This window comes from Pseudomonas sp. 28 E 9 (genome assembly GCF_900004785.1).
Taxonomy (GTDB): domain Bacteria; phylum Pseudomonadota; class Gammaproteobacteria; order Pseudomonadales; family Pseudomonadaceae; genus Aquipseudomonas; species Aquipseudomonas orientalis_A.
The window spans coordinates 33,376-56,189 of sequence record NZ_CVTK01000052.1 but is presented as its reverse complement, the minus strand read 5'-3'; the positions used below and the strand labels follow the sequence as shown (position 1 = coordinate 56,189).

Annotated in this window: 21 protein-coding genes; 11 read left to right on the top strand and 10 right to left on the bottom strand. The window is 60.7% G+C overall.

What is annotated here, in order from left to right:
• Window positions 1–33: 33 nt before the first annotated feature.
• The 5 genes from BFQ00_RS19490 to BFQ00_RS19470 all read left to right on the top strand — a co-directional run bounded on the left by BFQ00_RS19490 (window position 34) and on the right by BFQ00_RS19470 (window position 5,758).
• Complete coding sequence (locus BFQ00_RS19490) at window positions 34–648, top strand: DUF1120 domain-containing protein (protein WP_371914201.1); 615 nt, start codon at window positions 34–36, stop codon at window positions 646–648.
• A gap of 33 nt (window positions 649–681) precedes the next feature.
• Window positions 682–1,386 (top strand): fimbria/pilus chaperone family protein, encoded by a 705-nt coding sequence (locus BFQ00_RS19485; protein WP_065934443.1) that lies wholly within the window; start codon window positions 682–684, stop codon window positions 1,384–1,386.
• 115 nt (window positions 1,387–1,501) lie between these two features.
• The gene (locus BFQ00_RS19480; protein WP_170827575.1) at window positions 1,502–3,937 is read left to right on the top strand and encodes a fimbria/pilus outer membrane usher protein; all 2,436 of its coding nucleotides are present in this window, start codon (window positions 1,502–1,504) and stop codon (window positions 3,935–3,937) included.
• An 11-nt stretch (window positions 3,938–3,948) separates the two neighbouring features.
• Window positions 3,949–5,088 carry a DUF1120 domain-containing protein gene (locus BFQ00_RS19475; protein WP_065934441.1) on the top strand — a complete coding sequence of 380 codons (1,140 nt, stop codon included), beginning with the start codon at window positions 3,949–3,951 and terminating at the stop codon, window positions 5,086–5,088.
• Window positions 5,089–5,113: 25 nt separating this feature from the next.
• Entirely contained in the window at window positions 5,114–5,758 is a 645-nt protein-coding gene (locus tag BFQ00_RS19470) for a DUF1120 domain-containing protein (RefSeq protein WP_065934440.1), read from the top strand.
• Here the strand turns inward: BFQ00_RS19470 and BFQ00_RS19465 are convergent.
• Window positions 5,755–7,020 (bottom strand): CynX/NimT family MFS transporter, encoded by a 1,266-nt coding sequence (locus BFQ00_RS19465; RefSeq protein ID WP_065934439.1) that lies wholly within the window; start codon window positions 7,018–7,020, stop codon window positions 5,755–5,757. The two genes, BFQ00_RS19470 and BFQ00_RS19465, sit on opposite strands and share 4 nt — an antisense overlap.
• 220 nt (window positions 7,021–7,240) lie before the next feature.
• Between BFQ00_RS19465 and BFQ00_RS19460 the strand changes: the two genes are divergently transcribed.
• Together BFQ00_RS19460 and BFQ00_RS19455 are read left to right on the top strand one after the other, a co-directional pair.
• Window positions 7,241–7,552 (top strand): type II toxin-antitoxin system MqsR family toxin, encoded by a 312-nt coding sequence (locus BFQ00_RS19460; RefSeq protein WP_065934438.1) that lies wholly within the window; start codon window positions 7,241–7,243, stop codon window positions 7,550–7,552.
• A complete protein-coding gene (locus BFQ00_RS19455; protein WP_065934437.1) occupies window positions 7,549–8,040 on the top strand; it encodes a type II toxin-antitoxin system MqsA family antitoxin in 492 nt (163 codons plus the stop codon). Before BFQ00_RS19460 ends, BFQ00_RS19455 begins: the two co-directional genes overlap by 4 nt.
• Window positions 8,041–8,096: 56 nt before the next feature.
• Here the strand turns inward: BFQ00_RS19455 and BFQ00_RS19450 are convergent, their stop codons facing one another.
• The 4 genes from BFQ00_RS19450 to BFQ00_RS19435 all read right to left on the bottom strand — a co-directional run bounded on the left by BFQ00_RS19450 (window position 8,097) and on the right by BFQ00_RS19435 (window position 12,266).
• The gene (locus BFQ00_RS19450) at window positions 8,097–8,861 is read right to left on the bottom strand and encodes an amino acid ABC transporter ATP-binding protein (RefSeq protein ID WP_065934436.1); all 765 of its coding nucleotides are present in this window, start codon (window positions 8,859–8,861) and stop codon (window positions 8,097–8,099) included.
• 11 nt (window positions 8,862–8,872) lie between these two features.
• Window positions 8,873–9,970, bottom strand: coding sequence for an amino acid ABC transporter permease (locus BFQ00_RS19445; protein WP_016978216.1), 1,098 nt, complete (start codon window positions 9,968–9,970; stop codon window positions 8,873–8,875).
• 10 nt (window positions 9,971–9,980) lie between these two features.
• Window positions 9,981–11,162, bottom strand: a complete 1,182-nt coding sequence (locus BFQ00_RS19440) for an amino acid ABC transporter permease (protein WP_065897350.1) — start codon at window positions 11,160–11,162, stop codon at window positions 9,981–9,983.
• A 72-nt stretch (window positions 11,163–11,234) separates the two neighbouring features.
• On the bottom strand, window positions 11,235–12,266 hold the full coding sequence (locus BFQ00_RS19435) for an amino acid ABC transporter substrate-binding protein (RefSeq protein ID WP_016978213.1): 1,032 nt from the start codon (window positions 12,264–12,266) through the stop codon (window positions 11,235–11,237).
• Window positions 12,267–12,611: 345 nt separating this feature from the next.
• Between BFQ00_RS19435 and BFQ00_RS19430 the strand changes: the two genes are divergently transcribed.
• Window positions 12,612–13,268, top strand: coding sequence for an alpha/beta hydrolase (locus BFQ00_RS19430; protein ID WP_065897349.1), 657 nt, complete (start codon window positions 12,612–12,614; stop codon window positions 13,266–13,268).
• Window positions 13,269–13,363: 95 nt separating this feature from the next.
• Window positions 13,364–14,824, top strand: a complete 1,461-nt coding sequence (gene rhlB, locus BFQ00_RS19425; RefSeq protein ID WP_170827574.1) for an ATP-dependent RNA helicase RhlB — start codon at window positions 13,364–13,366, stop codon at window positions 14,822–14,824.
• 146 nt (window positions 14,825–14,970) lie between these two features.
• Here rhlB and moaE read toward each other — a convergent pair whose 3' ends face one another.
• From moaE to BFQ00_RS19400, 5 genes are all read right to left on the bottom strand, one after another.
• Window positions 14,971–15,420: a molybdopterin synthase catalytic subunit MoaE gene (moaE, locus tag BFQ00_RS19420; protein WP_065934435.1), complete on the bottom strand. Its 450-nt coding sequence runs from the start codon at window positions 15,418–15,420 to the stop codon at window positions 14,971–14,973.
• A gap of 2 nt (window positions 15,421–15,422) precedes the next feature.
• Window positions 15,423–15,665, bottom strand: coding sequence for a molybdopterin converting factor subunit 1 (moaD, locus tag BFQ00_RS19415; protein WP_065885867.1), 243 nt, complete (start codon window positions 15,663–15,665; stop codon window positions 15,423–15,425).
• Entirely contained in the window at window positions 15,662–16,135 is a 474-nt protein-coding gene (gene moaC, locus BFQ00_RS19410) for a cyclic pyranopterin monophosphate synthase MoaC (protein ID WP_065934434.1), read from the bottom strand. Before moaC ends, moaD begins: the two co-directional genes overlap by 4 nt.
• Window positions 16,136–16,286: 151 nt before the next feature.
• Window positions 16,287–17,681, bottom strand: coding sequence for a PhoH family protein (locus tag BFQ00_RS19405; RefSeq protein ID WP_065885865.1), 1,395 nt, complete (start codon window positions 17,679–17,681; stop codon window positions 16,287–16,289).
• Between the two features lie 340 nt (window positions 17,682–18,021).
• The gene (locus BFQ00_RS19400; RefSeq protein WP_065885864.1) at window positions 18,022–19,146 is read right to left on the bottom strand and encodes a polysaccharide deacetylase family protein; all 1,125 of its coding nucleotides are present in this window, start codon (window positions 19,144–19,146) and stop codon (window positions 18,022–18,024) included.
• A 244-nt stretch (window positions 19,147–19,390) separates the two neighbouring features.
• Between BFQ00_RS19400 and yaaA the strand changes: the two genes are divergently transcribed.
• Both yaaA and BFQ00_RS19390 read left to right on the top strand, forming a co-directional pair.
• Window positions 19,391–20,170 (top strand): peroxide stress protein YaaA, encoded by a 780-nt coding sequence (gene yaaA, locus BFQ00_RS19395; RefSeq protein WP_065934433.1) that lies wholly within the window; start codon window positions 19,391–19,393, stop codon window positions 20,168–20,170.
• A 1,251-nt stretch (window positions 20,171–21,421) separates the two neighbouring features.
• Entirely contained in the window at window positions 21,422–22,738 is a 1,317-nt protein-coding gene (locus BFQ00_RS19390; RefSeq protein ID WP_057724657.1) for a nucleotide sugar dehydrogenase, read from the top strand.
• Window positions 22,739–22,814 lie beyond the last annotated feature (76 nt).

Genomic DNA, 22,814 nt, shown 5'->3' with positions numbered 1-22,814 from the left:
CGGCGCCTGGTTTTGCTCATGCACGCCGCAAGGATGTGCACCTTGTTGAGCGTGATTGGCCTGGCGGCGATAACCAAAGCCCATGGGGCCTCGGCCGTCGACCTCACAGTCACCGGCCGGGTAACCCCGGATGCCTGCCATGTCGAGCTGACCCATGACGGCACCGTCGATCACGGCAAGATTGCTTCCCACAGCCTCAAGGACGACGAGTTCACCGTGCTGCCGATCCAGATGCTCGAACTGCGCGTGCAGTGCGCCAGGCCCATGCTGTTTGCGCTGGTGGGCATCGATAATCGCGCCGACTCTTCGTCGGCTCCCGATTATTTCTACGGGCTGGGCAGGAACATCCACGCCCCCGAAGAACGCCTGGGCTCCGTGGCGCTGGCCTATCGCAACGCGGTGGGCGACGCGCAGCCCATGCAGGTATTGGCCTCCGCCGACAACGGCGAAACCTGGTCGCAGGAGCCCAATGCCTACCCCGGTATCCATATGGCCTTTGCACCGACGGGTGACCGTCAACCCGACTTCATCAGCCAGTTGATCGTCCAGCTTCAAGTGAGCACCGCCATCAACTTCTCGCGTTACCTGACCCTGGACCAGGAAGTCCCGCTCGACGGAGCCATCGTTCTGGACCTGCGCTACCTCTGATCGATCCTCTTTTCGGCCTAATGGAAACCCGTCATGACGACGACATTCTCAAACACCGCTGTGGGCCTCCTTGCCTTGTTCCTTGTGCTCGGCAATCAGGTAAAAGCCGACGGCATGGTCCCGGACACGTCCGTGGTGATCGTGCATGAAGAAGACGGCGAAGCGTCCGTGTCGGTGACCAACACCGACAACCAGCTCGCCCTGCTGCATGTCACCTTGCAGGACATTGCCGAAGACACCGAACCACTGCTGGTGGTGACGCCGCCGCTGTCACGGGTCGAAGCGTCCAAATCCCAACTGGTGCGTTTCATTTTGCAAAACCAGCAGCCATTGCTTACCCAACGGCTTAAACGCGTGGTGTTCGAAGGCATGCCCCAGGGCCGCGCAGCCACCGCTGCCGGGCATGCCCGCGTGGGCGTGACCGTGCGCCAGAACCTGCCGGTGATCGTGCACCCCAAGGGCCTGGCCCCCAACCGCACACCCTGGACCGACCTGACCTGGACACTGCGCGACGGCCAGTTGCAAGTGCGCAACGACACCCCGTATGTGGTGCGGCTGGCGCAGGAGCTGCAACTGCTGCCCGGCGACGGCAAGGCCATGCTGCCGCGCACCTACGTGCTGCCGGGCGAAGCCTTGAGCGTACCGGCCAGTGGTGACCAGGCCCATACGGTGAGGCTGCAACCGGCCACCGTGTACGGGTTTGCGGTCAAGGCCTACGACGCACCGATCAGTTTCTGACGGAACATCCAGGCGGCATAACCTGCCGCCGCCTGAGTAACGCAGTGACCGCTCATTGAGCGGCACCCGAACGCCTGACCACAAGTCCCGGGCGTTCACCACTCGAGTACCTTGCGTGAAAACAGTATTGAGTTACCGTGACGGCGAAGCCGTGCCCGATCCCTCTGCCGGCGCTGCCCTGCCACTGGTGCTGCTGCTGTGTGCGCTGCTACCGGCCAGGGTCTGCGCCGAAGATTCCGGCCCGTCCGGCTTCGATGCACAGACCTTGCATCAACGTGGCATCGATCCGCAGTTGGCCAGCCTGTTGCTGGCCGCACCGCGCTACGCGGCCGGGCAACATACCGTCAATCTGCGCGTCAACGGTCAACCCCGTGGCCGCTTGGCGGTGAATTTCGATCAGCAGGGCAATCTGTGCTTTGACCGCACGTTGCTGGACGGCGCCCAGCTGATGCGTGCCGATGAGGCGGCCGGGTGCGAGGATTTCCTTGTCCGCTACCCGCAAACCCTGGTGGAGCCGGACCCGGCAACGCTGACGGTGTCGCTGGTGGTGCCCACTCAAGCGCTGCGCACCGAACAGCAGGATATCTCCGGCTTCGAAACCGGTGGAATTGCCGGGCTGCTCAACTACGACCTCAGCGGCTTCTACAATCGCTTCGGTGATGACGCCAGTCGCTTTGGCTCGGCCAATACCGAGGTGGGCTTCAATGCCGGCGACTGGATCGTGCGCAGTCGCCAGGTGCAGACCTGGCAGGATGGCCTGTCACGCAGCACCCACCTGGAAGCCTATGCCCAGCGCACCTTCGCCAGCCACCAGGCGGTACTGCAGGCCGGGCAGATCAACCTGTACAACCCGGTACTGTCCGGCGCGCAGATCACCGGCGTGCAGGTGCTCACCGAACACGCCCTTCAAGAACAGGGCCAGGGCGCGCAGATCCAGGGCATCGCCAACAGCCCGGCCCAGGTGGAGGTGCGCCAGAACGGCGCGTTGATTCATTCCACCGTTGTGCCCGCCGGGCCCTTTACCCTCACCGATGTGCGGCGCTTGAACACGCGCTCGGACGTCGAAGTCACGGTCAAGGAAAGCATCGGCGGCGAGCGGCGCTTTACCGTGCCGGCGGCGATGCTCGGGCTCGGGCTGCCGGCGCCGGGTTACTCCGTGGCGGCGGGCCGGGTGCGCAATGTGGGCGATGCCGAAGGCGATGATCCGTGGTTAATCAGTGGCGGCTGGACCGGCGCCCTGCACCCGCAGTTGACCCTGGGCACGGGCGTGCTGGCGGCCAGTGAATACCGCTCGATGGGCGCCACCCTGGGCGTATTGCCGTGGCTGGAGAGTCAGCTTCAGTTGTCCACTCAACTGTCCAATACCCAGGCCCGGGAAAAGGTGTCCGGCATACAGACCGATCTCTCCTGGTCCCAGCGCCTGGGCGAGCGATGGTCGATCAGCGCGGCCAATTCCTGGCGCAGCATCGGCTACCGTGAACTCGAAGAAAGCACTTACGCGCGCGACGACAACCACCGCGATTCGCGCTACCGCGACCAGCAAAGCCTCAACCTGGGCTGGTCCCATCCACGATTGGGTGCATTCAGCGTCGGGGTGTCGCGCTCGGCCAATTTTGCCGGCGACAGCAGCAGCCGTGCGCTGGCCTCCTGGGGCACAAGCCTGGGCGTGGTGTCGTTGTCAGCCAGTGCCGAGTGGCAAATGGGCGGTCGCCAGCAGCAGGACAACGCGGTGTACCTCACGATCGGCGTGCCGTTGGGCGAGAGTCGCCGGCTACGTAGCTGGGTGCGCAATTCCGGCGGCCAGAACCGTACCGGGCTGGGCATCACGGAACAGATCGACGACCAACTCGGCTATCGCGTCAGCGCCGAACACGACAGCAGCGACCATCAAGTGGAAACCACCCTGGGCCTGTCGGCATTACCGCGCTACAGCCAACTCGACGTGAGCTACAGCCGCTCCGATGCCGAGCGCTCCAGCTACCAGGGCAGTGCGCGCGGCGGTGTGGTGCTGCACGGCGGCGGCGTGACCTTTTCCCCCTACCCGGTGCGTGACACCTTCGCCCTGGCGTCGGTGGGCGACATGAGCGGCATCAAGCTCAACACCCCCAGCGGCCCGGTATGGACCGACTGGCAAGGCCAGGCCGTGGTGCCGCAAGTGGCTGCCTACGGTCGCAGCCCGGTGGAAGTGCAGACGCGTTCATTGCCGCGCAACGCCGATATCAATAACGGCCTGGCGATGATCTCGGCCGGACGCGGTGCCGTGGAGCGCGTCGAATTCGGCGTCGGCCTGACCCGCCGCCTGTTGCTCACCGTCAGCACGGAACAGGGCGAACCGCTGCCCGCAGGCGCCTCCGTCAGCAGCGCTGACGGCGAGTTCATCACCCTGGTGCAGGACAGCAGCCAGGTGTTCCTGCCCAATGTGCTGGACCAATCGACACTGTGGATAACCACGCCCCAAGGGGGTCGTTGCCAATTGCGCTACTCACTGCCGGAAAAAGCCGACCCCTCGGTGTACTTCGAAACGGCCCCCGCACGCTGTCATGCACCTTGAGGATTCCCGCCATGCCCCTTGCAACCTGCTTGCGTCAACTGTGCCTGTGGCTGTTGATCGGCGTCGCCGGCACTGCCCGGGCCATGGACGAATGCCAACTGAACGTCAGCGAACCGCTGCTGGATTTCGGCCTGATGAACCGCCTGGCGCAAAGCGACAGCGCGCCGGAACGCCTGCTCGGCGAACGTCGCCTGAGTGTGACCGTCAACTGCCCGCAGGCCGAAGACCTCAGCCTGTTCTACCGTGCAAAAGCCGCCAGCCCACAGCGCCTGCGGTTTACCGAGCACGGCAGCTATGCCATTGAGGCCGGGAATGCCCTGCTCGATGGCCGGGCGGTGGAGCTGGGTTTGCTGCCGGCCGTGGGTCAGGCACCCGTCGCCAATGGCAGCGTCGTGCAATGGCGACCCGGTCATGGCATCGCGCCGGTCGAACGAGGCGCTGTGCTCACGGGAAAAACCCTGGCGCTGCAATTGACCGTGCGCGCCTGGGCTGACCCTGCCGCCACCCAAGTGCGCGATGCCACCACCTGGGAAATCTCCGACATGCTGTACGGCGCACGCCACGGGCGCTACCGGGAACTGACGCTGCGTGCGCACTTTGCCCCGATCGCCTGCCTGCCGACGCTATCCGACCAGGGTGTGGTGGACTACGGCACTTTGTATGCCAAAGACCTCAACAGCAGCACTGAAACGCCCTTGCCCACTCGCACCCTGCGCCTGAACGTGACGTGCGACGCGCCGATCCGCTTCGCCCTGCACATGAAGGACAACCGCGACGGCTCGGCCACCGGCGGCACCGATGAAACCGCCTACGGCCTGGACCTGGATGCGAGCCGTGGCAAGATCGGGCGCTTTTACCTCACCCTCGATCCGGCGGAGTTCAGCGCCGATACCTTCCCCGCGTTGTACCGCACCGACTCCACCAGCAATGGCGTGGCGTGGAGCAGTTCCACCGCGCGACAAATCCCCATGGCCGCCAACAGCATCATGGGTTTTACCGACAAAACCGGCGTCACCAGCGGGCCTGTGGCCCTGCAGACCCTGACCGGCACGATGCGCATCAAGACTTATCTTGCGCCGATGCAAACCCTGGACCTGCGCGAGGTCGTGCGGATCAACGGTTCCGGCACGCTCGAAATCGTCTACCCCTGAGCCATCACTCTGAGGAGTCCATCCCATGAAAACCCGTCTCTTTTCCAGCCTGTTGCTACTGGCCGGCGCCCCCTCGGCGCTGGCCGCCTCGACTGTGGACCTGAGTGTCCATGGCCTGATCACTCCCGCCGCCTGCTCACCGCAGCTGTCCAGCGGTGGCCTGATCGACTACGGCAAGATCGCCCGGCAGGACCTGAACCTGGAGACCGCCACGCGCCTGCCGCCAAAGACCCTGCATATTGGCATCGTCTGCAATGGCCCCGTGCGCTATGCCTTGCGCATGCGCGACAACCGTGACGGTTCCGCCATGGTCAACAGCGAGATTTATTACGGGCTGGGGTTCGATAACAGCGGCAATCGCCTGGGGGTCTACTCCATGACCTTCGACCCAAGGCAAACCCAGGCCGGCAACACCGCGCAGGTCTATGGCACCGAATCCACCACCGGTGGCCTGGCATGGCGCACGTCCAATCTCAACCCCATCGACATCGGTTCCAGAAGCTACCTGGGCTTTACCGCTGTCGAGGGCAGCGTCAGCGGACCCACGGCCATCAGTCTCCTGGACGGCATTGTCACGGTGCAGACCGTGATCAACGCCCGGCAGAACCTGGACTTGAGCGTGGAGACCGCGCTCGATGGGTCAGCCACGCTGGAAGTGGTGTACCTCTAGACTTGCTCGCTGGTGACTTGCACGTAGCGTGCACGCCCGGCACCGAGGCCCGCGACGATGGCGCCCAGGCCGATCACGGCGAAGATCCAGCCGATGGCTGTCCAGCCGCCGGTCCAGTCATGCACCAGGCCGACCGCAAAAGGGCCGAGGGACGCCAGGGTGTAACCGATGCCCTGGGCCATGCTCGACAGGTTGGCCGCCACGTGGGAATCGCGTGAACGCAACACGATCAAGGTCAGCGCCAGGCTGAAGGTACCGCCCTGCCCCAGGCCCAGCACAATCGCCCAACCCCATAAGCCCTCCAGCGGTGCGTAAAGGCAACCGAACAAACCGCCCAGGGTCAGCAGCATCACCACCACGATTGCCAGGCGCTGGTCCTTGCCACGGGTGGCGAGCCAGGGGGCGGCAAGGGAGCTGAGCAGTTGCACGATGATCGAACCGGATAATGCCAACCCGGCCTCGGTGGCGCTCAGGCCGCGACCGATCAGGATCGACGGCAACCAGCCGAACACGATGTAGGCCAGCGACGACTGCAGGCCCATGTAGAGCGTGACCTGCCAGGCCAGTGGGTCGCGCAGCAGACCCTTTACGCGATAAGCAACGCGGTGACTGCCGTGCTGTTGGCCGACCTGGGGCAACCAGACCAACGCCGCCGCCAGCGCCGGCAGTATCCAGAAGCCCAGGCCAATGGTCCAACTGTCACCAAAGTAGTGACTCAACGGCACGGTAGCGCCCGCTGCCATGGCGGCGCCCAGGCACAACGCCATGGTGTAGACCCCGGTCATGGTCCCGGCCTGCCTGGCGAAATCACGCTTGACGATGCCCGGCAACAACACGCCGATAATGCCGATGCTCGCACCGGCAATCAGGCTGCCGACGAACAGGCCCACTTCGCCGAACGAACTGCGCAGGATGATCCCGGCGGCCAGGGTCAACAGAATGCCCAGCACCACGCGCTCGGCGCCAAAACGTCGCGCCAGCATCGGCGCGGTCGGCGCGAACAGGCCCAGGCACAGCACCGGCAAGGTGGTCAGCAAGCCGGCCTTGGCGGCCGACAAGCCCAGGCTGCTGGAGACTTCAGCCAGCAGCGGCGACAGGCTCGACAGCGCCGGGCGCAGGTTCAGCGCCACCAGGACCAGGCCGAGCAACAACAACCAGGGTCGCGCCACACTCGGCTGCGCGTGTTGCACACCCTCATCGTCGGCCTCGGCGTCAATCAGCAGCTCTTCAAGTTCAGTCTTGCGTTGCGTTTCAGGGGTCATTGATCAACTGCCGGCAGAGGGATTTGGCGCGTTGCGGGTCTTGCCGAGCGCAGTGCCTGCAGATCGCCTGCAGGACGGCCAATCATGGGATGAATTTTCCCACAGGCTATTCGGAGCTGCCTACAAAGGCAACGCACTAGAGTTCTTGGGCAGGAAAAGGAGCAGTATTTTCGATTGGTAAAATTACCCTCAGAGGGTAATTATTGGCCTCAGGTGTCTTATGGAAAAGTACACACCTCATTACGATTTGGCGGTGATAAAGGCGGATGTTATCCGGCTGGGCTATGGGGCGTTCACGGCAAGCGCACGGGATGGCGCTCGGCGACTTAAGCTGAGCATCCGCCAAATGCAAAGCGTGATCTGCGCCCTTGAGAAAAAAATGTTGTACAAGTCAATGACCGCCTATTCAGACCCTCGGATATGGCAGGACGTCTATTTAATCAAGATTTTTGGCACGGAGATTTACATCAAAGTGACTTACCGCCCAAGCGGTGGTCCTCCAGTAATCTCCTTCAAGGAGAGAGTCTTATGAGAACCCAACAGTGCATGAGCTGCGGAGCGCATGAGGGAATGCAGCACTTCGAAGGTCGCACTTTCACCATCGACACATACGGAATGATCCGCAAAATTCCTGATATTGCAGGCTGGGAATGTCAGGTATGCAAGGAGGTGGAGTTCGATTACGACGATGACAGCGCAGAGCGTTATTCCGATGCCAGCGATCAATTGTTAATTGATGCCAGGGCAATCATCGCCGCAGAAATGAAAAGAATCCGCCGAAAGCTGCACCTGACACAGAAAGAGGCGGTAAAGATACTCACTGGCCGTGGCCATAACGCGTTTTCTCGATACGAACGCGCGGAAATGTTCCCACCGCAGCCGCTATTAACGCTGATGCGTCTTCTTGATAAACACCCGCACCTGCTGGCCGAGATACAGGCCTTTAATACAGGCGAAGACCTGAATCGATTGCTCATGGCAAAAGACGAACAACAACTCGCGGCTCAATCCTGCGCATAAAGCCCACAGGCAAAAATAAACCCGGCACCAGGCCGGGTTTATTTTTCACCCATCGATCAATGCAAAATCTGGCTCAGGAACAACCTGGTCCGATCATTCTGCGGATTGTCGAAGAAGTCATTCGGCGCCGCCTGCTCCACGATCTCGCCCTTGTCCATGAAGATCACGCGGTTGGCCACGGTGCGCGCAAACCCCATCTCATGGGTCACGCACAACATGGTCATGCCGTCTTCGGCCAGGCCGATCATGGTGTCCAACACCTCCTTGACCATTTCCGGGTCGAGTGCCGAGGTCGGCTCGTCGAACAGCATGATCTTGGGCTTCATGCACAGCGCGCGGGCAATCGCCACACGTTGTTGCTGGCCACCTGAAAGCTGCCCCGGAAACTTGTGGGCCTGCTCCGGAATGCGCACGCGCTCAAGGTAATGCATGGCGATTTCCTCGGCCTTGCGCTTGGGCATCTTGCGCACCCACATCGGCGCCAGCGTGCAGTTCTGCAGGATGGTCAGGTGCGGGAACAGGTTGAAGTGCTGGAACACCATGCCGACCTCGCGGCGGATCGCTTCGATCTGCTTGAGGTCGTTGGTCAGTTCCACGCCATCGACCACGATACGGCCCTGCTGGTGCTCTTCCAGACGGTTGAGGCAGCGGATGGTGGTGGACTTGCCCGAACCCGACGGGCCGCACAGCACGATACGCTCGCCCTGCTTGACGTTGAGGTTGATGTCTTTCAACACGTGGAACTGGCCGTACCACTTGTTGACGCCCTGCATCTGGATAATGCCTTCAGGGCTCACAGGCTGTTTGATCGCTTCGCTCATAACAACAACTCCTAACGCTTGTGGCCTGTGTCGAGCTTGTGTTCCAAATGAATGGAATAGCGCGACATACCAAAACAGAAAATCCAGAACACCAGGGCGGCGAACACGTAGCCTTCGGTGGCCATGCCCAGCCATTTGGGGTCGGCGGCGGCTTGCTTGACGCTGTTGAGCAGGTCGAACAGGCCGATGATGATCACCAGGCTGGTGTCCTTGAACAACGCGATGAACGTGTTGACGATGCCGGGGATCACCATCTTCAGGGCTTGCGGCAGAATCACCAGGCCCATGCTGCGCCAGTAACCCAGGCCCATCGCCGCAGCCGCTTCGTACTGGCCCTTGGGAATCGCCTGCAACCCGCCGCGCACCACTTCGGCCACGTAGGCCGACTGGAACAGGATCACGCCGATCAATGCGCGCAGCAGCTTGTCGATGCCCATGCCTTCAGGCAGGAACAGCGGCAGCATCACCGAGGACATGAACAGCACGGTGATCAACGGCACGCCGCGCCAGAATTCGATGAAGGTCACGCAGACCACCCGAATCGCCGGCATGTTCGAACGCCGTCCCAACGCCAGCATGATGCCCAGCGGCAACGCGCCGGCAATGCCCACGGTGGCGATGACCAGGGTCAGCATCAAGCCGCCCCACTGGCTGGTGGCCACGTTGGTCAGCCCGAACGCACCGCCGTGCAGCAGGAAGAACGCGATGATCGGGTACAGCACCAGAAAGCTCAGGCCATAGACCGCCTTGCGTTGAAAACGCGAGATGAACAACGGCGCCACGCCGACAATCGCCAGCCAGACGGTGAGGTCTACGCGCCAGCGCAGATCGCCGGGGTAGTAGCCGTACATGAACTGGCCGAAGCGCTGTTGGATGAACACCCAGCAGGCGCCTTCCTTGGTGCAATCGGCGCGCGTGGTGCCGACCCAGTTGGCATCGATGATCGCCCAGCTGAGGATCGGCGGCACTACCAGGTAGATCAGGTAGAACGCCAGCAACGTCAGCAGCGTGTTGAGCCAACTGGAGAACAGGTTGGCGCGCATCCATGCCATCGGCCCGAAGACTTTGTTCGGCGGCGGCATATCAGGTTTGAACGTATGTGAACTCATGGGCGTTTCCTCACCGCTCGATCAGCGCAATGCGCTTGTTGTACCAGTTCATCAGCAGGGAAATGCTGATGCTGATCGCCAGGTACACGCTCATGGTGATGGCAATGACTTCGATGGCCTGGCCGGTCTGGTTGAGCACCGTGCCGGCAAACAGCGAAACCATTTCCGGGTAACCGATACCGGCGGCCAGTGACGAGTTTTTCGCCAGGTTCAGGTATTGGCTGGTCAGCGGCGGAATGATCACCCGCAGGGCCTGCGGGATGATGACCTTGCGCAGCGTCGGCCCGGGGCGCAGGCCCAGGGAACGTGCCGCTTCGGTCTGGCCATGGCTGACCGACTTGATGCCTGAACGCACGATCTCGGCAATAAATGCAGCGGTATAGACGGTCAGCGCCAGGGTCAGTGCCAGCAGTTCAGGGATCAGTACCCAGCCGCCGACGAAGTTGAAGCCTTTGAGCTCGGGCATTTCCCAGTGCAGCGGCGCGCCGAAGAGCAACGCGCACAACGCCGGGATCACGATGAACAACGCCAGCCCCGCCCAGAATTTATGAAACGGAACACCGGTGGCTTCAAAGCGCTTGTTGGCCCAGCGTGCCATCAGCACGATTGCCACGATGGCAACCACGACGCTGGCCACGAACGGCCAGAAACCATCAGCGGCAATCGCAGCCGGCATGTTCAGGCCACGGCTGCTGACAAAGAAGGTGTCGCCGAAATTGTGACTATTGCGCGGCCCCGGCATGGTCAGGAACACCGCAAAGTACCAGAACAGGATTTGCAGCAGCGGCGGAATGTTGCGGAATACTTCCACATACACGGTCGCCAGCTTGTTGATCATCCAGTTCGGCGACAGCCGCGCCACGCCGATGATGAAGCCGAGCAGGGTCGCCAGGACCACACCGATCACGGTCACCAGCAAGGTGTTGAGCAAACCGATCACAAACACCCGGGCATAGCTGTCCGACTCGGTGTAATCGATCAAGTGCTGCGCGATGCCGAAGCCGGCACTGCGCTCAAGAAAGTCGAAACCCGAGGTAATGCCCCGGTGCTGCAGGTTGGTCTGGGTGTTATTGAAGAGGTACCAGCCCAGCGAGACCACCGCCACAATCGTGATGATCTGGAAGAGCCACGCACGCACTTTGGGATCGCTGAAGCTGAGCTTCTGCTTGGGTGCGCCGATTTGATTTTGCATGAAGTGCCCCGAAAAGAATGGAACAGAACATCACCCGGCGGTTGGCCCACCGGGTGACAGAACCATCAGCGATCAGCGCACAGGCGGTGCGTATTGAATGCCGCCGTTGTTCCACAGCGCGTTCAGGCCACGGTCGATTTCCAGCGGGGTGCTCTTGCCCAGGTTGCGCTCGAACACTTCGCCGTAGTTACCGACCTGCTTGACGATCTGCACGACCCAGTCTTTCTTCACTTTCAGGTCTTTGCCGTATTCGCCGTCGGCACCGAGCAGACGGGCAACGTCCGGGTTCTTGGTGGACTTGGCTTCAGCTTCAACGTTTTTGGAGGTGATACCGGCTTCTTCGGCATTGAGCATGGCGTAGCCAACCCAGCGCACGATGGCCAGCCACTCGTCGTCGCCGTTACGCACGACCGGGCCCAGGGGCTCCTTGGAAATGGTTTCCGGCAGCACCACGTAGTCCTTCGGCGCGGCCAGCTTGCTGCGCTGGGCGAACAGTTGGGACTTGTCGGAGGTCAGCACGTCGCAACGCCCGGATTCCAGCGACTTGGCGCTTTCATCGGAGGTGTCGAAGGTGATCGGGGTGTACTTGAGGTTGTTGCCACGGAAGTAGTCGGAAACGTTCAGCTCGGTGGTGGTACCGGCCTGGATGCAGATGGTTGCACCGTCCAGTTCCTTGGCGCTTTTCACGCCCAGCTTGTTGTTAACCAGGAAACCGATGCCGTCGTAGTAGGTGATGAAACCCGGGAATTTCAGGCCCATGCCCGCATCGCGGGAGCTGGTCATGGTGGTGTTGCGCGACAGGATGTCGACTTCGCCGGACTGCAGCGCGGTGAAACGCTCCTTGGCGTTCAACTGGCTGAACTTGACCTTGGTCGCGTCGCCGAAAACGGCGGCGGCGACGGCACGGCACACGTCAGCGTCGATCCCGAGGATCTTGCCGCTGGCATCCGGCACCGAGAAACCCGGCAGGCCGTCACTCACGCCACACTGTACAAAGCCTTTCTTCTGCACGGCGTCCAGGGTGGCGCCAGCCTGGGCAAAACCACTGACACCCAATACGGCGGCCGCGGTCACGATGGCCAGGGTGGATTTCAATACCTTCATTCAAACCTCCAGTTGCTCTTGTTGTGTCGGAGCTCCAACCTCAGCGCACCCTTATGAGGCGATATCGACCCGTGTTGGCTTTTTTTGGGGTCAAGCAGCATGAGATCTTTGCGGTAATTCCAGTTGCTTCCCCACAAGCGGCAGTCACTGATAGTGTTACCGCCCTGGGAGAGTTCTGACATCGACCTACACATAGCAAGGCCCGTACCAGAGTGCCGGCCGAGTCGCCGAGTACCCTGTTCAATAGCAAAAGATTCAACCTTGCGACATTCTCTTAACAGATCAACCTGTCGCGCACCGTTGCGACGCACCCAATCGGAGCGCCTGCACATCTATGGAGCAAACATGACCGAACCCTTGATTCTAGAGCCCGCCAAGCCCGCAGACGCCTGCGTAATCTGGCTGCATGGCCTGGGCGCCGATCGCTATGACTTTCTGCCGGTAGCCGAAATGCTGCAGGAAACGTTACTGACCACCCGCTTCGTTTTGCCCCAGGCACCCAGCCGCCCGGTGACGATCAACGGTGGCTACGAGATGCCGAGCTGGTACGACATCAAGGCCATGAGCCCGGCCCGTTCGATCAGCCTGGAAGAACTGGAAGCGTCGACCGATACGGTCACGGATTTGATCGAAGCGCAGAAGAGAACCGGGGTAGACGCTTCGCGTGTTTTCCTGGCTGGTTTTTCCCAAGGGGGTGCGGTGGTTTTCCACACAGCCTTTAAAAAATGGCAGGGCCCGCTGGGTGGCGTGATCGCCCTCTCCACTTATGCGCCGACGTTCGACGATGAGCTGGAATTATCCGCCAGCCAGCAACGCATCCCGGCCCTGTGCCTGCACGGCCAGTACGACGAGGTGGTACAGAACGCCATGGGCCGCAGCGCCTATGAGCATCTGAAGACCCGTAGTGTCACCGTGACATGGCAGGAATACCCAATGGGCCACGAAGTGTTACCCGAAGAGATACGCGATATCGGTACCTGGCTGGCTGAGCGCCTGCGCTGACTCGCGCGTTTATGTAGTTGTATGACAGACGCACTACGCCGCGCCCGATTCTTGCATTACACTGGCCGGCGTACATTCCTTAACCAATTAATGAGATGACCGTGCTCAAAGCACTCAAGAAGATGTTCGGCAAAAGCGAGGCTGAGCCGCTCGCGCCTGTTCCCAGTGCTCCCGTCCCGCCAACCGGCAGCCGCAATGACGGCAGGCAGCCCGCCCGCACGGCACTTGTTGCCCAGCCGAACGTAACCGCGCCTGAACAGACAAAACCGGTTGAGACCGCTGCCGCGCCGGCCGCGCCAAAGCCTCGCCGCGAACACGCCCCGAAGCCGGTCGTCATCCCGTGGAAACTCGAAGACTTCGTCGTCGAGCCCCAGGAAGGCAAGACCCGCTTCCACGACTTCGACCTGGCCCCGGAACTGATGCACGCCATCCAGGACCTGGGCTTTCCGTACTGCACGCCGATCCAGGCGCAGGTGCTGGGCTTCACCCTGGCCGGCAAAGACGCCATCGGCCGCGCCCAGACCGGCACCGGCAAGACCGCCGCGTTCCTGATCTCGATCATCACCCAACTGCTGCAAACACCGCCGCCCAAGGAACGCTACATGGGCGAACCGCGCGCGCTGATCATCGCCCCTACCCGGGAGCTGGTGGTGCAGATCGCCAGGGACGCCGCCGACCTGACCAAGTACACCGGCCTCAACGTCATGACGTTCGTCGGCGGCATGGACTTCGACAAGCAGCTCAAGCACCTCGAGGCGCGTCACTGCGACATCCTGGTCGCCACCCCAGGCCGTCTGCTCGACTTCAACCAGCGTGGCGACGTGCACCTGGACATGGTCGAAGTGATGGTGCTGGACGAAGCCGACCGCATGCTCGACATGGGTTTTATCCCGCAAGTGCGCCAGATCATTCGCCAGACCCCACCAAAAGCCGAGCGCCAGACCCTGCTGTTCTCCGCGACCTTCACCGAAGACGTGATGAACCTCGCCAAGCAGTGGACCACCGATCCGTCCATCGTCGAAATCGAGGCGCTGAACGTCGCCAGCGAAAACGTCGAGCAGCACATCTATGCCGTGGCCGGTGCCGACAAGTACAAATTGCTCTACAACCTGATCAACGACAACGGTTGGGAACGCGTGATGGTCTTCGCCAACCGCAAGGACGAAGTGCGCCGCATCGAAGAGCGCCTGGTGCGCGATGGCGTCAACGCCGCGCAACTGTCCGGCGACGTGCCACAGCACAAGCGCATCAAGACCCTGGAAGGCTTTCGCGAAGGCAAGATCCGCGTGCTGGTGGCCACTGACGTGGCCGGGCGCGGGATTCACATCGACGGCATCAGCCACGTGATCAACTTCACCCTGCCGGAAGTGCCGGACGACTACGTACACCGTATCGGTCGTACCGGGCGTGCCGGGGCTGCGGGCGTGTCGATCAGCTTTGCTGGGGAAGATGACTCGTACCAGCTGCCGTCGATCGAGACGCTGCTGGGGCGCAAGATCAGCTGTGAGACGCCGCCGACGCACTTGCTGCGGGCTGTAGAACGCAAACGCCCTTAAGCTGAAATGCAATAAAAGTGTGGGAGGGGGCTTGCCCCCGATAGCGGTGGGTCAGCTAGACATAAGCTGGCTGATCCACCGCCATCGGGGGCAAGCCCCCTCCCACATTCTGATCTGTGCTGATTTTGAGATAGGTGTCCGGCTGGCTATTTCCAGCGATCCGCTGCGGCGTGGTCACTGCTGCGCCCTTCAACCCAACGCGCACCTTCCGGCGTGTTCTCTTTCTTCCAGAACGGCGCACGCGTTTTCAAGTAATCCATCACAAACGCACAGGCATCGAATGCCGCCTGGCGATGCGCACTGGCCGCCGCCACAAACACAATCGGCTCACCCGGCTCCAGCGCGCCGATGCGATGCAGCACCTCCAGCTTGAGCAACGGCCAGCGCTGCTCGGCCTCCACGGCGATCTTGGCCAGGGCTTTTTCGGTCATGCCCGGGTAGTGTTCCAGAAACATCCCCGACACGTCGCGGCCGTCATTGAAATCGCGTACATAGCCGACAAAACTCACCACCGCGCCCACGCCCACATTGGCTGCGTGCATCGCATTGACTTCGGCACCGGGATCAAAGGCCTCGACCTGCACACGAATGGCCATGCTCAGCCTCCGGTCACGGGCGGGAAAAACGCGATTTCGTCACCGGCCTCGACCGGCTCGTCGAGATTGCACAGTTCTTCGTTGCGCGCACACATCAGGCTCGCCTCGTTGAGTACCGCGAACTCCGGGTCAGCGGCCAGTGCCAGGCGCACGGCATCAACGGTGGCAAACTCACCTTCCATCTCCAACGAATCAAAGCCCACCGCTTCGGCGTATCGTGCAAAAAAAAGTACGTTGATACTCATTGCTGATCCGCCTTGAAATGCCCGCTTTTACCGCCCAGTTTTTCCAGCAGTCGAATACTTTCGATGGTCATGCCGCGATCCACGGCCTTGCACATGTCGTAGATGGTCAGTGCCGCGACACTCGCCGCCGTCAGCGCTTCCATCTCTACACCGGTCTGCCCGGAAAGCTTGCAGCGCGCCAGGATATGCACGGCATCCACGCCATCGGCGCGCAGTTCGACCTTGACGCCAGTGAGCATCAGCGGGTGGCACAGGGGGATCAAGTCACTGGTTTTTTTCGCCGCCTGGATCCCGGCAATGCGGGCCACGGCAAACACGTCGCCCTTGGGATGGGCGCCGTCGACAATCATTTTCAGGGTGTCGGGCAACATGCGCACCCGCGCTTCGGCCACGGCTTCACGGAACGTCACGGCTTTGTCGGTGACGTCGACCATGTGGGCGCGACCTTGGGAATCGAGATGAGTCAGCACAGCGATACTCCTGATCAGGAGCAGCGATTGTAAACCCAACACGGAACAAAATGTGGGAGGGGGCTTGCCCCCGATTGCGGTGGGTCAGTCAACAGAGATGTTGAATGTGCCACCGCTATCGGGGGCGAGCCCCCTCCCACATTGATCGCGTTTACAAATGAGACTCGGCGTACTCGGCCAGAATCGAACGTGGTACGCCCTGCAGCGCGATGTGCACGCCGTTCGGGAAGTCCTTGAAGCGTTCCGTCAGGTAAGTCAGCCCGGAGCTGGTCGCGGACAGGTAAGGGGTGTCGATCTGTGCCAGGTTGCCTAGGCACACCACTTTGGAACCGGCGCCGGCACGGGTGATGATGGTTTTCATCTGGTGCGGGGTGAGGTTCTGGCATTCGTCGATCAAAATCAGGCTCTGCTGGAAGCTGCGACCTCGAATGTAGTTGAGGGATTTGAACTGCAACGGCACTTTGCTGAGGATGTAGTCGACGCTGCCATGGGTGTTTTCGTCATCCATGTGCAAGGCTTCGAGGTTGTCGGTGATCGCCCCCAGCCACGGCTCCATTTTTTCCGCCTCGGTGCCGGGCAAAAAGCCGATTTCCTGGTCCAGGCCCTGCACGCTGCGGGTGGCGATGATGCGGCGATAGCGCTTGGTCACCATGGTCTGTTCGATGGCGGCGGCCAGGGCGAGGATGGTTTTCCCCGAACCTGCGGCGCCCGTCAGGTTGACCAGGTGAATGTCCGGGTCGAGCAGCGCATACAGCGCCAGGCTCTGGTAGATATCACGCGGTTTCAGGCCCCAGGCTTCCTGGTGCAACAGGGGTTCCTGATGCAGGTCGAGGATCAGCAGCTTGTCGACCTGAATCTCCTTGATCCAGCCCACGAAGCCCTGCTCGTCGACGATGAATTCGTTGATATGCACTGCCGGCAGGTTGTCGGTCAGCTGCACCTGATGCCAGGTGCGGCCGTGGTCCTGGCGGGTTTCGACCTTGCTGACACGGTCCCAGAACGAGCCGGTCATCATGTGATAACCACGGGACAGCATCGACACGTCGTCCACCAACTGGTCGGTACTGTAGTCCTCGGCAGCGATCCCACACGCTCGTGCCTTGAGGCGCATATTGATGTCTTTGGTCACCAGCACCAGACGCAGGTCCTTGTCGCGCGCGTGCAGGTCGATCAATTGGTTGATGATTTTGTTGTCGTTGAGGTTTTCCGGCAGCAGGCTGCTGGGCTCGCTGCGCTTGTTCATCAGGATCGACAGCAACCCCTTGGGCCCGCTCTTGCCACGCTGGATCGGCACGCCGACTTCAACGTCCTCGGGCGAGGCTTCGCCCAGGGTCTTGTCGATCAGGCGGATGGCCTGGCGGCATTCGGCAGCGACGCTGTGGTGGCCGCTTTTGAGTTTGTCCAGTTCCTCCAGCACGATCATGGGGATGGCGACGTGGTGTTCTTCAAAGTTAAGCAGTGCGTTTGGATCGTGAATCAATACGTTGGTATCAAGCACATAAAGGATTGGCTGGTCGGAAGAAGGGGTGCGTCCATGATCATCCATACTCGGTCACCTTTGTGGGAGCCAGTCGACGCAATACCTTGGCGGTGCTGCGCCTCGATTCGACCACCGACTGCACCTGGTGTGACGTCAAGTGCAGTGCCCACATTAGGAGTCTTGGAAGACGCCACCTGTGCTGCAGGTTTCGGCGGTCTGACTTCGTAATACCGCAAAACCCATGACAGGAAAAAGCACTTTGACGCTTTTTTGAAGTTTATTTTTCAGGATGACGAATAGCACTAGCCGAGTGCCATGCACCCCGTTAAAGTCGGAAGTCCGCCTGCATCGAAATGTCGCGGCAAATTACCCCGAAAATCCCCCTCGACTAACAGGGCCGGGCATTTCATCGAAATGCTTCACGACAGTCCTGCCAACCCAGGCCACTCTGCGCCGTCGACTGCAACAACATTGGCAATGCCACCCGCGCCTTGTCCTGGGGATCGTGGAACACAATCACGCCTTTGCGCCACAGCAGCATCAGCGTCAGCACCCGCTGCGCCGACTCTTCGGCCTTGAGCTTGCCCGGATCGTCCTGGGAATCGATGTCCCATAGCGCCACTTGCAGACCCTGGGCCTGAAAGAAGCCCTGGCTGTCCGCGCGCCGTTGCCCGTAAGGCGGCCGAAACAGCGGCACATAGTTTTCCGGCAGCAGGTTTTGCACCAGTGATGCACTGCGGGTGATGGAGTCCTGCCAATCGACCCAGTGGCTGTGAGAGCGATACTGCCAACCCTGGATACCCACGCACTGCCCCTGGTACAACGCCTGTACATCCGCAGCGGAACTGCGCTCCACACGGGTTTGCAGGCTGCTGCCGAGGGCGAAGAACGTGGCGTTGATCTTTTGCTTGCGCAGGTAATCGGCCAGCCAGTCGGTATTGCCGCCGACCGTTGCCGGGCCGCCATCGAAGGTCAGCAGAAACATGCGATCGTTAAGCTCATCGCCATTGCGCTCGTGGTCGCCAAAGCGCGCCACTTCGCTGCTGATCTGCGGCATCAGCGCGGCCTTGCGCAGCAGTTCATCGAGATAGCGCTCATGAAAGTGCCGGCTGGGCGCGGCCCAGCCTATATAGAACGAGTCGTCACTGACGGCGAACTTGCCGGCCTGCTCGCGCAGGTCGTCCATGTTTTCCACCAGATAACAGAACGAAGCGTCCTCTTCGCAGCTTTGCTGGGCGAACGTGTAGTTCTCCAACAGCCGCTGCCAGAGTTGGCGGCGCAGGTCGTCAATGGCGGCCAGGTTGATGATCTTCAGCCCCAGGCGCTGCTTGAGCGCGGTTTCGTCCAAGGCTTCGCTGGCGATCAAACCATGGGCGAACATCAGGATTTCCGCCCGCGAGGCCACGTCGAACAGCGCCGGGCTGCCGAGTTTTTCCGGCCAGGTGGCGCGGTCGAGGCTGGCGACATCAACCGGCGCGGCCTGGGCGTTCAGGCAGAGCAGGCAAGCCGATAATAAAAGCGCTAATCGCACACGGGGTCTCCCTCTCCAGAGTTACCGCCCATCATAGCGGACTGCCCCGCCCTTTTTGTGTAGGCGCGAGCTTGCTCGCGAAAAACGTCTGGGCACCGCGTTTATTCAGCCTGCCCGCGTTATCGTTGACGACTTTCGCGAGCAAGCTCGCTCCTACACAAAAACCGGGGCCTATTGGCTTGATAGGTGGAGTCGAACGCTCCAACCCCCTAGAATCCCGCACACGATTCCAGGAGCCAACTTCATGCTGATGGTGATTTCCCCCGCCAAAACCCTCGACTTCGAGTCCAAGCCGGTCACTGCGCGCTTCACCCAGCCGCAGTACCTGGACCATTCCCAGGAACTGATCGAGCAACTGCGCGAACTGAGCCCGGCGCAGATCAGCGAGTTGATGCACGTCTCCGACAAGATCGGCGGCCTCAATGCCGCCCGCTTCGGCAGCTGGACGCCCGCTTTCACCCCGGCCAATGCCAAGCAGGCCCTGCTGGCGTTCAAGGGCGATGTATACACCGGCCTTAACGCCGAAACCTTCAGCGATGCCGATTTCAGCTACGCCCAGGACCACCTGCGCATGCTCTCCGGCCTCTACGGCCTGTTGCGCCCGCTGGATTTGATGATGCCTTACCGCCTGGAGATGGGCACCAAGCTGGCCAACGCCCGTGGCAAGGACCTCTACGCGTTCTGGGGCACGCGCATCAGCGAATGGTTGAATGAAGCGCTGGCCGCGCAAGGCGACGACGTGCTGCTCAACCTGGCTTCCAACGAATACTTCTCGGCGGTCAAGCGCACGGCCCTGAACGCGCGCATCATCAACACCGAGTTCAAGGACCTGAAAAACGGTCAGTACAAGATCATCAGCTTCTACGCAAAAAAGGCCCGGGGCATGATGAGCCGGTTTGTGATTGAAGAACGCATCAACGATCCGGCCAGGCTCAAGCAGTTCGATATGCAGGGCTATCGCTTCAATGCGGAGCAATCCAAACCGGATAACCTGGTGTTTTTGCGCGATCACGCCCCGGAATAAGACCGCACAGATACTGACGATCAAATGTGGGAGGGGGCCTGCCCCCGATGGCGGTGGATCAGTCGATACTTTACATAGGTATCTACACAACTCTGAAGCGCCCAACCGTAACCACGATGCGAAGCGAGTCGCTCTTGATCTTGATCTGCTTTTGATCTCAGGCGCCCCGTTAAACCACGCTGGCCGAACGCAGGCTTGAATCCGTGGGTAACCCGGCAGGACGCCGGGTTAGCCGCCCCGCGCCATGGATGGCGCGTGGCGGCGGCCCACGGATTCAAGCCTGCGTTCGGGCACACCGAGCCTAGGCGAGGTGCCGAGTGGTGGGGCAAGAGCCCTTTTGGTTACTTTTGGGGCTCTTTTCCAAAAGTGACCCGCTGTAAAAGCGGAACCAATAGAGGCCGTTACCGCAGAAACGGATATGTACTCGGTCTGATCCAGCATCCTGGTCGGCCCTGAGGCCCCCATCGGGGGCAAGCCCCCTCCCACATTTCGCTGGTATTCCAAACCAGCAAAACGTCACTTATTTGGCGCCAGAAAAACACCCAGACACAACCCTAACGATTTATTCACTCGACATTCATCGTTTTTTTTCGTAGTGGCACCAATTTTTTTATTCAGTAGTGGCACAAAACTATCCCCTCTCGCCAACTCCCCATAACTACTGGCCTAAATAGCAAGTGCTATCAATATACTACCAGTGCCATCCTCCCTAATATTTCAAGAAATTTCCGGAAACAGGATGAGTGGCCAGGAACTTCGTCCTGAAGCACCGCTCATACCACCGGTAACGAAATTCTCTGCTGCTGTAAGAGATGACTTACATAACGACCAATGGAAGTAGTCAAGTTGTCTTAAAACACTTTGACTCTATGGTCACACCATCAACTGATCGAGTTAAGGGTGGCGATAAGTACGCATTGCTATCCCCTACAGGCCAAGGCAGCGCTGACCTAAATGAGCCCGTGCAACCACTCAAGGCATTGAAAAAAAAGGCAATTTGCCTGCATCAATACCTTGCCGCACCGGCGCCGAAGTCTTCCTCCAGGGAAGCACGGCTGCATTTCAGGGCAAGCCCCAATAATAAGGCCTGGCTGCGCACAACTTGAGTGCACTAGTGAGTCACTCGTTTATTCAACATGCCTGCACGCGATAAGTCGGCGTCTATTCGCCTAACTTTTGCGGCATCAGTGACGCTTGTAAACATGAACTCCGGCCATCTAATGGCATGATTTAAATATTGAGGTAATTGCGATGCGCATCAGCATATTCGGTTTGGGTTACGTTGGCGCAGTATGTGCCGGTTGCCTGTCTGCCCGTGGCCACGAAGTGGTCGGCGTAGACATCTCCAAGGAAAAAATCGACCTGATCAATGCGGGTAAATCGCCGATCGTTGAGCCGGGCCTGGGCGAGCTGTTGAGCCAGGGTATCCAGACGGGCCGACTGCGTGGCACCACCAACTTCGCCGAAGCCATCCGCGATACCGACCTGTCGATGATTTGCGTGGGCACGCCGAGCAAGAAAAACGGCGACCTGGAACTCAACTACATCGAATCGGTATGCCGCGAGATCGGTTTTGTCCTGCGTGACAAGACCACCCGCCATACCATCGTGGTGCGCAGCACCGTACTGCCGGGCACCGTCGCCAACGTGGTGATCCCGATCCTCGAAGACTGCTCCGGCAAGAAAGCCGGCGTCGATTTCGGCGTTGCGGTCAACCCTGAATTCCTGCGCGAATCCACCGCCATCGCCGACTACGACCTGCCACCGATGACTGTTATCGGCGAGTTCGATACCGCCTCCGGCGATGTCCTGCAGTCGCTCTACGAAGAACTCGACGCGCCGATCATCCGCAAGGACATCGCCGTTGCCGAGATGATCAAGTACACCTGCAACGTGTGGCACGCCACCAAAGTCACTTTCGCCAACGAGATCGGCAACATCGCCAAGGCCGTCGGCGTCGATGGCCGTGAAGTGATGGACGTGGTCTGCCAGGACAAGACGCTCAACCTGTCCCAGTACTACATGCGCCCGGGTTTCGCTTTCGGCGGCTCGTGCCTGCCCAAAGACGTGCGCGCCCTGACCTACCGCGCCGGCTCCCTGGACGTGGAAGCGCCGCTGCTCAACTCGCTGATGCGCAGCAACGAATCCCAGGTGCAGAACGCCTTCGACATCGTCTCCAGCCACGACAAGCGCAAAGTCGCCCTGCTGGGCCTGAGCTTCAAGGCCGGTACCGATGACCTGCGTGAAAGCCCGTTGGTAGAACTGGCGGAAATGCTGATCGGCAAGGGCTACGACCTGAGCATCTACGACAGCAACGTCGAGTACGCCCGCGTGCACGGTGCGAACAAGGACTACATCGAAGGCAAGATCCCCCACGTGTCGTCCCTGCTCAACTCGGACTTCGATGATGTGATCAACAACTCCGACGTGATCATCCTCGGTAACCGTGACGAGAAGTTCCGTGCCCTGGCGCATAACGCTCCGGAAGGCAAGCAAGTGGTCGACCTGGTGGGCTTCATGTCCAAGGCCACCAGCGTAAGCGGCCGTACTGAAGGTATTTGCTGGTAACAGCAACGGCAAGTTTCAGGCTGCCAGTGGCTTTATCCCCAGCGCTTGCAGCCTGAAGCCTCCTCCCCTTCCGGAT